The organism is Streptomyces sp. NPDC049585 (assembly GCF_040675615.1).
Lineage (GTDB): Bacteria > Actinomycetota > Actinomycetes > Streptomycetales > Streptomycetaceae > Streptomyces > Streptomyces luteosporeus.
Map to the genome: position 1 here is coordinate 1 of NZ_JBFAPE010000033.1, position 14,225 is coordinate 14,225.

Sequence of the window (14,225 nt, forward strand, 5' to 3'; positions counted from 1 at the left end):
CACGGCCGTGGTCAGCTCGCTGACCGCGGTCCCGCTCGCAGGAACCTCCAGCCGGACCGTCATCGAGTACGAGACGCTAGGCGCCGTTGCCATGGCCGCTTTCCTCTGCTTTCGCTTGTTTCGCTGGAGCGTGCGTCACGAAGACGCGACATCCCGCACCAGGGTGCGAGACGTCCGATCGTCCCACCTACCGGCCGGTAGGGGGTAACCAGCCTCGATTTTTGGAAGAAACCTTCCGTAACAAGGAAGGAAAAAATGCCGACGGGCGTCCTTTCCTTGGAAAAAATCCGAGGAAAGAACGCCCGTCGTACCACGTCTGACGACACCGACCCGCCATGCTCGCCTCGCGGCAAGTGGTCGCTCGTAGCGACTAAGGTTGGGCCCGGGGGCTTGGATCGAGCCGGTGTCGCATCCAGGCTAACAAACCCGCCCGCGAAGTCATTCCGTCAGGCGGCCTTCCACCCGCAGAACCTCAGATCGGGTGCCGCGATCGGGCCGGATGGCGCAGGCGCGCACCCGGCCCCGCAGCCCCGCCCCGTCAGTCCCGCAGCAGGTCGGGCACCCCGTGCTCGTCCGGCTCGTCCCGCTCCCCCGACAGCACCGTCAGGCGCTGCGTGGCGCGGGTCAGGGCCACGTAGAGCACCCGCAGGCCGGCCGGGGACTCGTCGGCGATCTCGGCGGGCGAGACCACGACCGTCGCGTCGTACTCCAGGCCCTTGGCCTCCAGGCTGCCGAGCACCACGACCCGCTCGCCGAGGCCGGCCAGCCAGGTGCGGGCCTGCTCGCGCCGGCCCATGGGGACGACCACGCCGACCGTGCCCTCGACGTCGGCCAGCAGGCGCAGCACCTCCTCGCGGGTGCAGCCGGCGAGGTCGTCGCCAGCCACGGTGAAGCGGGGCTCGATGCCGGTGGAACGCACGGCGCGGGGTGCGCGCATGCCGGGCATGGCCAGGGCCAGCACCTTGGCGGCCAGCTCGGCGATCTCGGCGGGGTTGCGGTAGTTGACGGTGAGCTCGAAGCGGCGGCGGGGGCGGGTGCCCAGCGCCTCGTCGCGGGCGGCGGACGCCTCGTCGGGGTCGGACCAGGAGGACTGGGCCGCGTCGCCGACGATCGTCCAGGTGGCGTGCCGGCCGCGGCGGCCGACCATGCGCCACTGCATGGGCGTGAGGTCCTGGGCCTCGTCGACGATGACGTGGGCGTAGTCGCGGCGCTCCTGGGCCAGCCGCTCGGCGCGCTCGCGGCGGGTCTCGGAGCGCTGCGGCATCAGCTCCTCCAGGCCGGTCAGCGCGTCCAGCGGGTCCGCCTCGCGGGGCTGGCGGGGGCGGGGCGGCACGCCGAGCAGGGTCTCCAGCTCGTCGAGGAGGGCCACGTCGTGCACGGAGAGCGGGCCGGTGCCGGCGGCGTCCAGGCGGCGCAGCGAGCGGGCCACGAGCCGCACTTCGCGCGGGGCCAGCACCCGGCGGGAGAAGCGGCCCAGCTTCTTGTCGTCGGCGAGGCAGGCCAGCACCCGGCGCGGGGTGAGCTCGGGCCACCAGGCGTCGAGGAAGGCGGTGAAGGAGTCCTCGGTGGTGATGTCCTCGTCGAACGCCGAGCGGGCCTCGGCGGCGAGCTCGGGGTCGGTGTAGCGCCTGGGGCCGCCGGCGCGGGACCACAGCGCGTCGAGGATCAGCCGGCGGGCGCGCGGGCGCAGCAGGTTGACGGGGGCGGTGCCGCCGAGGGCGCTCTGGCGGATGCGCCCGAGGTCCTCGGCGTCGAGCTCGATGCGGGCGCCGAAGGCGACGACGCGCAGCCGCTCGGGCACCTCGGTGCCGGCGGGCGGGATCTCCAGGGCGCCGCGGACGGCCTTGCGCAGCACCTTGACCATGCGGGAGGAGCCCTTGACGCGGGCGACGGCCGGCTCGTCGTACACCTCGGCCTCGGCGCCGTCGACGAGGGAGCCGACGGCGCGGATGGCGACCTGGCCCTCCTCTCCGAGGGAGGGCAGGACGCCCTCGGTGTAGGCGACGAGCAGCGGGGTCGGGGAGACGACGAGGATGCCGCCGGCGTAGCGGCGGCGGTCCTGGTAGAGCAGGTACGCGGCGCGGTGCAGGGCGACGGCGGTCTTGCCGGTGCCGGGGCCGCCCTCGACCTCGGTGACCGAGGCGGCGGGGGCGCGGATGACGAGGTCCTGCTCGGCCTGGATGGAGGAGACGATGTCGCGCATCGTGTGGCTGCGGGCCTGGCCGAGGGCGGCCATGAGGGCGCCGTCGCCGACGACGGGCAGCTCGGTGCCGTCGAGGGTGGTGGTGAGCTCGGGGCGCAGCAGGTCGTCCTCGACGCCGAGGACGCGCCGGCCCTTGGAGCGGATGACGCGGCGGCGCACGACGCGGCCGGGGGCGACGGGGGTGGCGCGGTAGAAGGGCGCCGCGGCCGGGGCCCGCCAGTCGATGACGAGCGGGGAGTAGTCGGCGTCGAGGACGCCGAGGCGGCCGATGTGCAGGGTTTCGGCGATCTCGGCGCGCTCGCCCTGGACGGCGTCGTCGGCGGGTTCGACGGAGGTGTAGGCGCCGTCGGGGCCCTTCTTGCCGTCCTTGCCGCGCAGCAGGTCGATGCGGCCGAAGAGGAAGTCCTCGAACTCGCTGTTCAGCCGGTTGAGGTGGACGCCGGCGCGGAACACCTGGGCGTCGCGTTCGGCGAGCGCGCCCGGCGTGCCGACCTGGCCGCGCTTGGCGGCGTCGTCCATGAGGAACTCCGCCTCGTGGATCTTCTCCTCGAGACGCCGGTACACCCGGTCCAGATGGTGCTGTTCGGCACCGATCTCACGGTCGCGGACCCCGTCGGGTTCCATCGCCGGTCCTGTCGCCACTCGCGCGTCCGTGGCGTTCTGCGCGGCCACCCAGGCCCCCTTCTGCTGTGCGTAGGGCAGCCGTCAACCGTACGCGAACAGGGGTGCCGACGCACCTGTCAGGACATGAGGGGTTTGCCACGAGTGTCACCCGTTGACGGAACGCGCTGGATCACTCCAGGGGGACGGTCGCCAGGCGGTGGCCGTCGAGCGTACGGACCTCGAAGCGGGCGATGTCGGCGCGGGCGAAGGCGGCGCCGCCATGGGTGTAGAGGGGCTCCCGGTCCGCCTTGTCGCCGTTGTCCAGGCCGTAGCCGGGCGCGGGGACGGCCCAGGTGGTCACCGTCTGCTCCTGCCCGTCGCGGCCGACGGCGACGAGGTCGCAGGTCTGCGGGCCCCTGACGTTGCCCAGCCGGAGGGCGACGTGGGTGCCCCAGGGCTTGTCCTGCAGGGAGACGGTGGCGTCGACCTTGGTGGCGGGGTCGACGGCCCCCTTCTTGTCCCCCTCCTCGTACATCTGCCGCGCGGCGCCGATCCCGCTGTGGCCGGGCGTGTCGTGGCCGGTCAGGGCGGCTCCGGCCAGCGGGCCGGCGACGACCAGCGCGGCGGCCGCGGCGACGAGCCACAGCCGGCGGGTCCGGCGGGCGCGGCGCACGGCGCCGACCTCGTCGAGCAGCGCGTCCAGCATCCGCGGGGGCGGCTGCGGGATCGGGACGGCCGGGTCGGGGGCGGCTTCCTTGAAGTCGGCGAGCAGGGGGGTAAGGCCCATGAGCCCGTCGAGCTCGGCGCCGCAGCGCTCGCAGCCGGCGAGATGCTCCTCGAAGCGGGCGGCCTCGGCCTCGTCCAGGGTGCCGAGGGCGTAGGCGCCGACCGCGGTGTGCCCGGGGTCCGGTGCTGCCGGGCGGTTCATGCCGTCACTCCTCGTTCCTCGAGCGAGAGCCGCAGCGAGCGCAGGGCGTAGAAGACCCTGGACCTGACGGTACCGGCGGGTATGCCGAGGGCCTCGGCGGCTTCGCTCACGGTGCGTCCTTTGAAGTAGGTCTCGACGAGGGCCTCTCGGTGGGCGGCGGTCAGGTCCCCCAGGGCCTCGGAGAGGGTCATCAGGCGCAGGGCCCGGTCGATCTCGTCGGCGGCGGGCAGCAGTTCGAGGGGCGCGGCATCGGCCTCGGGCGGCCGGGCCTGCCGGCTGCGGTGGTGGTCGATGACGATGCGCCGGGCGACGGTGACGAGCCACGGCCGTACGGAGCCGGTGGCGCCGCGCAGCCGGTCGGCGTTGCGCCAGGCGCGCAGCAGGGTCTCCTGGACGACGTCCTCGGCCCGCTGCCGGTCGCCCGCCACGAGCCGCAGCACGAAGCCCAGCAGCGGGCCGGCGTGCTCGGCGTAGAGGGACCGCATGAGGTCCTCGTCGGGACTGGTCCTGTCGGCCACGGCGGCATCCTTGCGCACGTCTTCCCCCTGGGTCGATAGCGCGTCGGGAGGGAGTACGGGCGGCGGGCGGCGGCCGTTCAGCGGCGGGCGGCTTCGTCGTGCGGCACCACGACGCCCCGAAGGGGCGCGGGGAACTGCGCGAGAGGCCACGGCGCACCCGCGGACGCAGTGCCGTTGCTCCCGGGCGCTGGGGGTGGTGGCCGATCGCGCCGGCCGCAGATCGGCACTGCCCCGCGCCGGGGCTCCACCGGCGCCGTGCCGTGGGCGGCGGACTACCTGTTCGTCTCCTGAGCGGTGCCGGCCCGGCGCCGGTGCCGGGCCACCCGCTCGCGGTTGCCGCACACCTCGCTGGAGCACCAGCGCCTGCGGCGCCCGCGCGAGGTGTCGAGGTAGACCAGGGAGCAGCTGCGGCCCGCGCAGCGACGCAGCCGGCCGCGGGCGGCGGGGTCGGTGAGCAGTTCGACGGCGTCCCGGGCGATCTGCCCGAGGAGGGCGTCGCAGTCCACCGCCCCGGCGAGGCTGCGCACGAGCAGGCCGCCCGCGTCGCGGCCGGCCTGCGGCGCGGGCGGCGCCGCGGCGGCGAGCGCGTTGACCGTCTGCAGGTCGGGGTCAGTGGCCCGGCCGTCGACCTCGTCCTGCACGACGCGCAGCAGCACCGCGCGGGCGGCCCGGAAGCGGGCGAGCCAGGCGGTGTCCACCGCCTCCAGGGCGGTGCCGTGCGGGACGATGCCGGCGCCGAGGAGCCAGGCGCGCAACCGGCGGGGGCTGTCGAGCCGTTCCTCGGGCTGTGCCGTGGCCAGCAGGTCGAGGCAGAGTCTGCCGCAGTCGAACCGCAGGCCGTACGGGCCGCCGGGGGCCGCTGCCGGTGCCATGGGTGTCACCCTTTCCCCTCACGGATCCTGCCCCGCGCCTCCAGGGTGCCCCCGTGGCACGGCCCACGGGAAGAACGGCCCGTGCGGGAAAGGCGTGAAGCTCCGTCAGGGGCGCGGGGCGAAGACCCGCCCGACAGGCCCTAGGAGAAGAAGGACTTGGCCGCCAGGAGGGCGTCGTTGTCCGCCTCGACGTCGCCCGGTGCGTTGCCCTGGCCGAGGAGGGCGCCGCCCCACCGCATGCCCATGTACTCCGCGGAGGCGCTCAGCATGCCCGTGAGGGAGTCGGTGATGCCGGGCTTTGCGGCGCCGTTGGCGGCGGTGACGCCCCACAGGGTGCGGCCGTTCATCCGCTGCTTGAAGTCCGCGTCGGGCAGGACGAGCCAGTTCACCCAGTGGTCGAAGTAGAGCTTGGTGGAGGCGGAGACGCTGTACCAGTAGAGCGGGGAGGCTATGACGAGGTCGGTGGCGTCGAGGGTCGCGTCCAGCAGCAGGCGCTCGGAGGCGGTCAGCTCGGCGGGGACGCCCGTCGCGGTGTGGCGCGGGTCCTCGAACGGGGGCAGGGGGTGCTCGCTCAGGCGCAGCCAGCGCTGGGGGACGTCCTGCGGCAGCTGGGCGGCGGCGTGGCGGGCGAGCGCCTCGGTGTTGCCGCCTTCGCGACCGCTGCCCAGGAGGAAGAGAAATCTGCGGCCCTCGAAGCCGGAGCTCCGGTCATTTTCGATCATGCGTTGGTCAACACCGCTCAACGCAAGTCGATTCCCGGCCTCATGACGGAGCGTCCCCTGAGTCCTGCGCGACCCGCGGTCGCCGGCGGCGGCGCAGCACCAGTCCGACCGTTCCCGCGGCCAGCACGGCGGCCCCCGTACCGGCCGCCACCACGGTCACGACCAGGGTCGTGCGGTCCGGGCCGCCGTGCGCGGCCGGCGTCACGGTGGCGGCCGCGGGCGAGGTGACCAGCAGCTGCCCCGTACGCCGGACGCGCCCGTGGTGGCTGACGACCGTCACCGGGTAGCTCCCCGGCGCCAGGGCGCGGCGGACGCGGGCCGCGCCGTAGTAGCGGGGGTCGTCGCCGTCGCCGGCCTTGCTGTCGTCCCGCCGCAGGGCGACGGGGCGTTCGAAGGCGGGCGAGGTGGCCGTCAGGCTCTCCTCCTCCCCCGGATCGGGTGAGGCGTCGCGCCACAGGACGTTGACGGTGCCGCCGGCCGCGACCCGCTGGCCGGCGGCGCGGGCGTCCTCAGGGTGGGCGGAGGGGCGGAAGAAGGACGGTCCGCGCACCCTGCCGGTCCAGTCGCCGTCCCCCGGCCGGGCCGCGCGCACCGCGAGCGGCCGCTCGGCGATCCTGCGGCCCCCGGGCCCGGTCAGCGTCACCTTGTACGTGCCGTCCGCGGCCTCCGGCGCCACGACGGCCGGCGCCGTGAACATCCGCGGGTTGTGCCAGTCCACGCCGCGCGCATCGTGCCGCAGGCGCACCGGTGAGCGCAGGGCGGGCGAGGTGACGGTGAAGGCATCGCCCGTCTCGCCCGGGTAGAGATCATCGAAGAACAGCCCGAGCCGCTCCCCCGGCCGCACCTGCCCCCGGGCGGAGACCGTGAACAGTGGCCGGCGTGCCGCCTCGACGCGCACCCGGTCCTCGGCGACCACCCGCCCACCGGCGTGCACGCGCAGCGGGTACGTGCCCGGCGCGGCGCGCGTCGCCACCGCGGGGCGCGCGTGGAAACCGCGCCCGCCGGCGTCGCCGTACCGCGCCAGGCGCACGGGCCGGGCGAAGACGGGCGAGGTGACGGTGACCTGCTTGGCACCGGGCAGCAGCCCCCGCACGTCGACGTCGATCAGCTCGCCGGGCCGGCTGCCGAAGGCGCCGCCCAGCAGCAGGTGCACCCCGCCCGGGCTCTCGCCGGCGGCGACGGCCGGCCCGCCCTGCACGCCCAGCCACAGCACCCCCGCGCCCGCCAGCGCGAGAGCCGCTCGCATCCGCTCCGCCTTCACGGGCACCCCCTGTCGTTCCGCGCCCCGGCTAGCTTCTCCCCGGCGTACCGCCCGTCGAGACCTGTCCGGGCATGCGAAAAAGCCCCCGGCCTTCGGGCCGGGGGCTTTTCCACCATGGGATGAGTGGAGATGGCGGGAATCGAACCCGCGTCCAACGGTGCGGAACCAGGGCTTCTCCGAGCGCAGTCCGCTGCGATTTTCTCGGCCCCGGAGATCACACGGACAAGTCTCCGACGGGCTCAGCCACTGTGTGGTTTCCCACCAGGCCCCGTGGCCGGGCCTAGTGGTTTAGTTCCCTCAATGATGCCAGGATCCGGGTCGGGAACAGTCCCGGGCTGACACTTCGCAAGTCGCTACTTAGGCAGCGAGGGCGAAGGAATCGCGCTTGGTGTTGGCGATTATTGGTTGCGACATATGGTTTACGAGATCATTGCCGCTTCCTCGGCTCGCTTCCCCTGCTTCGACATCCGCTGTCGAAACCGATCATCCCCATGTTGTTTTTTCAAGGTGCGCACCCCGTACCTGCCGGTGTGCGATGCGCCCATCGTACGCGACCAACGCACGACGGTGCCAGCGTATTCCCCGCGGGGTCACCCCTTGGCGCGCTGGCGGCGGCGGGCCGCGGAGATGGCGCGGTCGGCCTCGCGGCGGTCCTGCTTCTCGCGCAGGGTCTGCCGCTTGTCGTACTCCTTCTTGCCCCTGGCCAGGGCGATCTCGACCTTGGCCCGGCCGTCCTTGAAGTACAGCGAGAGCGGCACGATCGTGTGCCCCGTCTCGTCCGCCTTCGAGGCGAGCTTGTCGATCTCCGCTCGGTGCAGCAGCAGCTTGCGCTTGCGCCGGGCGCTGTGGTTCGTCCACGTCCCCTGGCTGTACTCCGGGACGTGCACGTTGTGCAGCCACGCCTCGCCGCCGTCGATGTGGACGAAGCCGTCCACCAGGGAGGCCCGGCCCTGGCGCAGCGACTTGACCTCGGTGCCGGTGAGCACCAGGCCGCACTCGTACGTGGTCAGGAGGTGGTAGTCGTGCCGCGCCTTCTTGTTCTGCGCGATCAGCTTGCGACCTGTCTCTTTAGCCATAGCGTCGTCATTCTCGCACTACGACCCGCCCCCGAGGCCACTCAATACTGTGCGGGCCCGGTGCTCGGCGTCCCCGCGCACCACCAGGTCGGGCACGATGCCGCTGTCGTCGACGGCCCGCCCCGACGGCGTGCGGTAGTGGCCCACGGTGAGCTCGGCCACGGAGCCGTCGGCCAGCCGCGTGGGCATCTGCACCGAACCCTTGCCGAAGGTGGGCGCGCCCACGACGATCGCGCGGCCGCGGTCCTGCAGGGCCCCGGCCAGCAGCTCCGCGGCGCTCATGGTGCCGCCGTCGACCAGCACGACCAGGGGCCGGCGGGTGTCCCCGCCCGGCTCGGCCCGCAGCGCGTGCTGCCGGCCCCGGATGTCGTACGTGGCCACGGGGCCGCCGTCGAGGAAGGCGGAGGCGGCCGTGGTGGCCTCGGTGATCAGGCCGCCGGAGTTGCCGCGCAGGTCCAGCAGGACCCCCTCCCCCGGCGCGGCCGCGCGCACCGCGTCGCGCACCCGCTCGCCGGTGCCCCGGGTGAAGGCCGCCACCTTGATCACGGTGGCGGGCGCCGCCTCGTCCTCGCCGTCGACCCGCTCGACCTGCACGCTCGGGGTGACCAGCCGCTCCCGGTGCAGGGTGCGCTCCCAGCGCCGGTCGTCCCGCTCCAGGCCGAGGCGCACGCCGGAGCCGGCGCCGGCGGGGGTCAGGCCGCGCAGCAGGGAGACCACCTCGGTGACGGGCCGGCCGGTCACCTCGGCGCCGTCGACGGTGCGCAGGCGGTCGCCGGGGACGATGCCGGCCCGCTCGGCCGGCCCGCCCGGGCGGACCCCGTCGACCTCGATCACCCCGCCGCCCGCGCGCCGGACGGTCAGGCCGACACCGACGTAGGCGCCGTCGAGGGCGAGCGCGAACCCCTCGTACTCCCGGGCGCTGTAGACCGCGCTCCAGGTGTCGCCGCTGCGGCCGAGGACCTCGGCGGCGGCGTCCGTACCGGACTTGCCGTCCTCCCGGGCCCGCGCGGCGGCGTCGTCGAGCGGGTCGCGGTCGACCCCGCCGCGGGCCGCGGGCAGGGAACCCGCGGGCCGGGCGACCGTGCGGTCGCCGTCGCGGGCCAAGGTGGTGGGCCCCTGGTGCGGCCGGGAGACCACGCCCCAGGCGCCGGTGGCCGCGCCGGCCGCGACGACGCCCGCGAAGACCAGCGTCAGGGCGCCCGCGCGCCTGACGCGGCGCGGCGGGACGTACGCCGTGACACTCCTCGTGAGGCCGGGCATGCGCGTGAGTCTAGGACACCGAAGGGCGCCGTACGGTGAGTTGACCGTACGGCGCCCTCGGCGCGGATCCGCTGCGGGTGTCAGACCTTGAGGTACTTCCGCAGGGCGATGAAGGCGGCCAGCGCGGGCATCAGCAGGCCGATGGCCAGCACCAGCGGCAGCTTGGTGAGCACCGCGTCCCAGCCGATGAACTGCACGACGTCGATCTGGTGGGCGAGCCAGTTGTTCACCAGGAAGTACTGGCCGCACACCAGCAGCACCCCCGCGAAACCGGCGCCCAGCAGCCCGGCGAAGGCGGCCTCCATGATGAAGGGGATCTGGATGTAGAAGCTGGAGGCGCCGACCAGGCGCATGATGCCGGTCTCGCGCCGGCGGCTGAACGCCGAGACGCGCACGGTGTTGACGATCAGCATCAGGGCCACGACGAGCATCAGCGCCATGACGCCCAGCGCGGCGAGGTTCATGCCGTTGAGGAGGTTGAGCAGCGGTTCGAGGGTCTTGCGCTGGTCCTCGACCTCCTGGACGCCGGCCCGCTGGGAGAAGGCGCTGGAGATGACCTTGTACTTGGAGGGGTCCTTGAGCTTGACGCGGAAGGACTCCTGCATCTGGTCGGGGGTCAGGAAGCCGGCGATCGGCGACTTGCCGAACTGCTCCTTGTAGTGCTTGTACGCCTCGTCAGCGGTCTCGAACTGGACCTTCTGGACGACCGGCATCTTCTCCAGGTCGGCGCGGATCTGCTTCTTCTGCTCCTCCGTGACCGCGCCCTTGGCACAGGCCGGCTGGGACTCCGCGTCGTTCTTGTTGCAGAGGTAGATGGAGACGTTGACCTTGTCGTACCAATAGCCCTTCATCGTGCTCACCTGCTCGCGCATGAGCAGCGAGCCGCCGAAGAGGGCGAGGGAGAGCGCGACGGAGACGATGACCGCGAAGGTCATCGTGAGGTTGCGGCGGAGACCGACGCCGATCTCCGACAGGACGAACTGGGCGCGCATGGCGTCTTCCCGGTGCCTTTCCGTGCGGTGTCAGTGCTGGTAGCCGTAGACGCCGCGCGACTGGTCGCGCACGAGACGGCCCTGCTCGAGCTCGATGACGCGCTTGCGCATCTGGTCGACGATCTGCTGGTCGTGGGTGGCCATGACGACCGTGGTGCCGGTCCTGTTGATCCGGTCCAGCAGCTTCATGATGCCCACGGACGTCTGGGGGTCCAGGTTGCCGGTCGGCTCGTCGGCGATCAGCAGCAGGGGGCGGTTGACGAACGCCCGGGCGATCGCCACGCGCTGCTGCTCACCGCCGGAGAGCTCGCCGGGCATCCGCTGTTCCTTGCCGCCGAGCCCGACCAGTTCCAGGACCTGCGGCACGGCCTTGCGGATCTCGCCGCGCGGCTTTCCGATGACCTCCAGCGCGAAGGCCACGTTCTGCGCCACCGTCTTGTTGGGCAGCAGCCGGAAATCCTGGAAGACGGTGCCGAGCTGCCGGCGCATGTGCGGCACTTTCCAGTTGGACAGCCGCGCCAGGTCCTTGCCCAGCACGTGCACCTGTCCGTGGGTGGCCCGCTCCTCGCGCAGCAGAAGGCGCAGGAACGTGGATTTCCCGGAACCCGAGGATCCGACGAGAAAGACGAATTCGCCCTTCTCGACCTCGAGGGAGACGTCCCGGAGTGCCGGTCGGTTCTGCTTGGGGTAGGTCTTGGAGACGTTGTCGAATCGGATCACGAGTGCACCACGTGTCGGCCTGGGTAGCGGCACGGAAGTCCGCCTTCGCGGCTCCGTCGGTGAGCGTGACCCTACCGAACCGCCCGTGCACGCGCAGTCGGCCCGCGGCGGCGGGTCCGCCCGGCGGCGTCAGCGCCGCGTCGGCGACCGACACCATCGGGGACAAACCGAGCACATTTGCTCCCCTTTTCGCGCGTCACCGGACCGGACGCGCCGGACGGCGGGGAAGCTGGCACAGTGGTAAGGGGAACCGCATGGCTCTCCCGCGCGTTGGACCTACCGGAGGAAGGACTTCGCATGACATGCGACCGGCTGGTGTGCGCCAACTGCGCGGCTCCCGTCAGTGAGGGCAGGTGCCCGGTCTGCCGGGCGAGCCGCGAGCGGCTTCAGCACCAGGAAGGCATCTTCGGCGCCCTGACGCCGGCGGCGCTGATCGCGCTGCTGGTGGTGCTCGTCGCGCTGACGGTGCTCGCACGGGGATTCGCCGGCTAGGAGCGCGCGCCCACAGGGCTTGCATGGGCCGGGGCCCGGGACGCCATGGCGTCCCGGGCCCCGGTCGTCGTGCGCCGCGCACGGTGCGCGAGCGGACGAGTGCATACGGTCAGGCCGCGGCCGCACCCTTGTTGATCAGGCGCGGCAGCAGGCGGAAGCCGATGCCACCGGCGATCATCGTTGCGGCGCCGACCACGAGGAATGTGGTCTGACCGGCACCGGTCTCGGCCAGCTCGCCCGAGGCCTGGGCCTTCTCGCCGCTGCCGCTGCCCTGGCCGGCGTCGCCCACCTGGGTGAGCTGCTCCTTGGGCTTGCCCTGCTCGACCGGGCGGGAGCCCGCGCTGTCGGTGCTGGTGTTGTTGCAGTTGCCGTCGGTGTCGACGGGGCAGGTGTGGGCGTCACCGTCGGAGCCACCGGTGGAGCCGGTGCCGCCGGTGGCGGAGCCGTGGTCGTGGTCCCCGGAGCCCCCGGTCGTACCGGAGCCACCGGTGGAGCCCGTACCGCCGGTCGAACCGGTGCCGCCCGTGGAGCCCGTGCCACCGGTCGAGCCCGTGCCGCCGGTGGAGCCCGTGCCACCGGTCGAACCGGTGCCGCCCGTGGAGCCCGTGCCACCCGTGGAGCCCGTACCGCCGGTCGAACCGGTGCCGCCCGTGGAGCCGGTGCCGCCGGTGGAACCCGTACCGCCCGTGGAGCCCGTGCCACCGGTCGAGCCCGTGCCACCGGTCGAGGTGTCGGAGCCGCCGGTGGAGCCCGTGCCACCCGTGGAGCCGGTGCCACCGGTCGAGCCGGTGCCGCCCGTCGAGGTGTCGGAGCCGCCGGTCGAGCCGGTGCCGCCCGTGGAACCCGTACCGCCCGTGGAGCCCGTGCCACCGGTCGAACCGGTGCCGCCGGACGTGCTCGGGTCGCCCGTGGGCTGCGGGATCGTGGTGGGGCCGGTGGTGGGACCCGGGTCGTCGGGGCCGCCCACACCGGCGGTGGCCGTCACGCCGAAGCCGCCGATCTCGACGTCGAGCCCGGCGGCGGAGGCCGCACCCGCGGCCGTCAGGGAGGCACCCGCTGCGATGACCGCACCAGCGGCTATTCGCGCGACGCGTACACGCGTCCTTCTCGTCATTGCCTGCTACCCCCAGTAGCTGATCTCGTCATTGGAGCAGCTCTGCACGGGGCAGTGGCGCTCCGGGGGTCGGCGTGATCCGACGGCCCGAGGACGTTCTCTTGTCACGTTCCGAGCCGGGCCGCTCGCCCCCCGCCACACACGCCCCAGTGATCGCATGCCGCACGCCACCCTTCCCAGTTTTTGAGGCAGCGTCAAGGAAGGAAAGGGTGGGGTTGCCCGGCTGTGCGGGGGGTTGTCCTACTTACTTCTCCTGCTGCTGTTCCTGCTGCTTGCGCCAGCGGATGCCCGCCTCCAGGAAGCCGTCGATCTCGCCGTCGAGCACGGCCTGCGGGTTGCCGACCTCGTGCTCGGTGCGCAGGTCCTTGACCATCTGGTACGGGTGCAGGACGTACGAACGCATCTGGTTGCCCCAGGAGTTGCCGCCGTCGCCCTTGAGCGCGTCCATCTTCGCCTGCTCCTCCTGGCGGCGCCGCTCCAGGAGCTTGGCCTGCAGGACGTTCATGGCGGTCGCCTTGTTCTGGATCTGCGAGCGCTCGTTCTGGCAGGAGACGACGATGCCGGTGGGCAGGTGGGTCAGGCGGACCGCGGAGTCCGTGGTGTTGACGCCCTGGCCGCCGGGGCCGGAGGAGCGGTAGACATCCACGCGCAGGTCCGACTCGTCGATCTCGACGTGGTCGGTCTGCTCGACGACCGGCAGCACCTCGACGCCCGCGAAGGACGTCTGGCGGCGGCCCTGGTTGTCGAAGGGCGAGATGCGCACCAGGCGGTGCGTGCCCTGCTCGACGGAGAGGGTGCCGTAGGCGTACGGCGCCTGGACGGTGAAGGTGGTCGACTTGATGCCGGCCTCTTCGGCGTACGAGGTCTCGTAGACCTCGGTCTTGTAGCCGTGGCGCTCCGCCCAGCGCAGGTACATGCGCTGCAGGCGCTCGGCGAAGTCGGAGGCGTCCACGCCGCCGGCCTCGGCACGGATGTTGACCAGGGCCTCACGGGCGTCGTACTCGCCGGACAGGAGGGTGCGGACCTCCATCTCGTCCAGCGCCTTGCGCACCGAGACAAGCTCCGCCTCGGCCTCGGCGAAGGTGTCGGCGTCGCCCTCGGCCTCGGCGAGCTCGAAGAGCACCGCGAGGTCGTCGATGCGGCTGCGCAGGGCCTCGGTCTTGCGCAGCTCCGCCTGCAGGTGCGACAGCTGGCTGGTGATCTTCTGCGCGGCCTCGGGGTCGTCCCACAGGGACGGGGCCGCCGCCCGCTCCTCGAGCACGGCGACGTCGGCCCTCATCCTGTCGAGGTCCAGAACGGCCTCGATCGACGCCATGGTCGAGGAGAGGGACTTCAGCTCTTCGGATACATCAACGACTGCCACGCACCCAGCCTAACGGCTGTGCCGGGTTCCCCGGTCCGTCGGTTGCCGCTCGCCGGGACTGCACCCCCGGAAAGCCCCGGGGGTGCTGCGGTCCGAAGGCC

General features: G+C 73.0%; 13 protein-coding genes and 1 other RNA gene. 1 reads left to right on the plus strand and 13 read right to left on the minus strand.

The window, feature by feature from the left end:
• Window positions 1–538 precede the first annotated feature (538 nt).
• From AB0K17_RS25690 to ftsE, 11 genes are all read right to left on the minus strand, one after another.
• A complete protein-coding gene (locus tag AB0K17_RS25690; RefSeq protein WP_365984404.1) occupies window positions 539–2,827 on the minus strand; it encodes a UvrD-helicase domain-containing protein in 2,289 nt (762 codons plus the stop codon).
• Between the two features lie 169 nt (window positions 2,828–2,996).
• Window positions 2,997–3,734, minus strand: coding sequence for a zf-HC2 domain-containing protein (locus AB0K17_RS25695; RefSeq protein ID WP_365984377.1), 738 nt, complete (start codon window positions 3,732–3,734; stop codon window positions 2,997–2,999).
• Window positions 3,731–4,219 carry a sigma-70 family RNA polymerase sigma factor gene (locus tag AB0K17_RS25700; protein WP_365970216.1) on the minus strand — a complete coding sequence of 163 codons (489 nt, stop codon included), beginning with the start codon at window positions 4,217–4,219 and terminating at the stop codon, window positions 3,731–3,733. Before AB0K17_RS25700 ends, AB0K17_RS25695 begins: the two co-directional genes overlap by 4 nt.
• Before the next feature lie 305 nt (window positions 4,220–4,524).
• A complete protein-coding gene (locus tag AB0K17_RS25705) occupies window positions 4,525–5,124 on the minus strand; it encodes an ABATE domain-containing protein (RefSeq protein WP_365970214.1) in 600 nt (199 codons plus the stop codon).
• Window positions 5,125–5,264: 140 nt separating this feature from the next.
• Entirely contained in the window at window positions 5,265–5,846 is a 582-nt protein-coding gene (locus AB0K17_RS25710; protein ID WP_365984378.1) for an NAD(P)H-dependent oxidoreductase, read from the minus strand.
• Between the two features lie 40 nt (window positions 5,847–5,886).
• The gene (locus tag AB0K17_RS25715; protein WP_365984379.1) at window positions 5,887–7,092 is read right to left on the minus strand and encodes a hypothetical protein; all 1,206 of its coding nucleotides are present in this window, start codon (window positions 7,090–7,092) and stop codon (window positions 5,887–5,889) included.
• A gap of 136 nt (window positions 7,093–7,228) precedes the next feature.
• Window positions 7,229–7,598: a transfer-messenger RNA gene (ssrA, locus tag AB0K17_RS25720) on the minus strand.
• A 99-nt stretch (window positions 7,599–7,697) separates the two neighbouring features.
• Window positions 7,698–8,183 carry an SsrA-binding protein SmpB gene (smpB, locus tag AB0K17_RS25725; RefSeq protein ID WP_365984380.1) on the minus strand — a complete coding sequence of 162 codons (486 nt, stop codon included), beginning with the start codon at window positions 8,181–8,183 and terminating at the stop codon, window positions 7,698–7,700.
• An 18-nt stretch (window positions 8,184–8,201) separates the two neighbouring features.
• Window positions 8,202–9,443 carry a S41 family peptidase gene (locus tag AB0K17_RS25730; RefSeq protein WP_365970210.1) on the minus strand — a complete coding sequence of 414 codons (1,242 nt, stop codon included), beginning with the start codon at window positions 9,441–9,443 and terminating at the stop codon, window positions 8,202–8,204.
• 80 nt (window positions 9,444–9,523) lie between these two features.
• Window positions 9,524–10,435, minus strand: a complete 912-nt coding sequence (gene ftsX / locus AB0K17_RS25735) for a permease-like cell division protein FtsX (protein WP_344440105.1) — start codon at window positions 10,433–10,435, stop codon at window positions 9,524–9,526.
• Window positions 10,436–10,465: 30 nt separating this feature from the next.
• Complete coding sequence (gene ftsE, locus AB0K17_RS25740; protein ID WP_365970209.1) at window positions 10,466–11,155, minus strand: cell division ATP-binding protein FtsE; 690 nt, start codon at window positions 11,153–11,155, stop codon at window positions 10,466–10,468.
• A 297-nt stretch (window positions 11,156–11,452) separates the two neighbouring features.
• On the opposite strand from ftsE, the gene AB0K17_RS25745 reads away from it, so the two are divergent.
• Window positions 11,453–11,647: a hypothetical protein gene (locus AB0K17_RS25745; protein ID WP_344440101.1), complete on the plus strand. Its 195-nt coding sequence runs from the start codon at window positions 11,453–11,455 to the stop codon at window positions 11,645–11,647.
• Window positions 11,648–11,756: 109 nt separating this feature from the next.
• Here AB0K17_RS25745 and AB0K17_RS25750 read toward each other — a convergent pair whose 3' ends face one another.
• The gene (locus AB0K17_RS25750; RefSeq protein ID WP_365984381.1) at window positions 11,757–12,761 is read right to left on the minus strand and encodes a hypothetical protein; all 1,005 of its coding nucleotides are present in this window, start codon (window positions 12,759–12,761) and stop codon (window positions 11,757–11,759) included.
• A gap of 244 nt (window positions 12,762–13,005) precedes the next feature.
• A complete protein-coding gene (prfB, locus tag AB0K17_RS25755) occupies window positions 13,006–14,124 on the minus strand; it encodes a peptide chain release factor 2 (protein ID WP_344438451.1) in 1,119 nt (372 codons plus the stop codon).
• Between the last annotated feature and the right edge of the window lie 101 nt (window positions 14,125–14,225).

Excerpts from the sequence above, each read along its gene's own strand:
- AB0K17_RS25690 (WP_365984404.1), bottom strand. The coding sequence starts at position 2,827 with ATGGAACCCGACGGGGTCCGCGACCGTGAGATCGGTGCCGAACAGCAC.
- AB0K17_RS25695 (WP_365984377.1), bottom strand. The coding sequence starts at position 3,734 with ATGAACCGCCCGGCAGCACCGGACCCCGGGCACACCGCGGTCGGCGCC.
- AB0K17_RS25700 (WP_365970216.1), bottom strand. The coding sequence starts at position 4,219 with ATGCGGTCCCTCTACGCCGAGCACGCCGGCCCGCTGCTGGGCTTCGTG.
- AB0K17_RS25705 (WP_365970214.1), bottom strand. The coding sequence starts at position 5,124 with ATGGCACCGGCAGCGGCCCCCGGCGGCCCGTACGGCCTGCGGTTCGAC.
- AB0K17_RS25710 (WP_365984378.1), bottom strand. The coding sequence starts at position 5,846 with ATGATCGAAAATGACCGGAGCTCCGGCTTCGAGGGCCGCAGATTTCTC.
- AB0K17_RS25715 (WP_365984379.1), bottom strand. The coding sequence starts at position 7,092 with ATGCGAGCGGCTCTCGCGCTGGCGGGCGCGGGGGTGCTGTGGCTGGGC.
- smpB (WP_365984380.1), bottom strand. The coding sequence starts at position 8,183 with ATGGCTAAAGAGACAGGTCGCAAGCTGATCGCGCAGAACAAGAAGGCG.
- AB0K17_RS25730 (WP_365970210.1), bottom strand. The coding sequence starts at position 9,443 with ATGCCCGGCCTCACGAGGAGTGTCACGGCGTACGTCCCGCCGCGCCGC.
- ftsX (WP_344440105.1), bottom strand. The coding sequence starts at position 10,435 with ATGCGCGCCCAGTTCGTCCTGTCGGAGATCGGCGTCGGTCTCCGCCGC.
- AB0K17_RS25745 (WP_344440101.1), top strand. The coding sequence starts at position 11,453 with ATGACATGCGACCGGCTGGTGTGCGCCAACTGCGCGGCTCCCGTCAGT.
- AB0K17_RS25750 (WP_365984381.1), bottom strand. The coding sequence starts at position 12,761 with ATGACGAGAAGGACGCGTGTACGCGTCGCGCGAATAGCCGCTGGTGCG.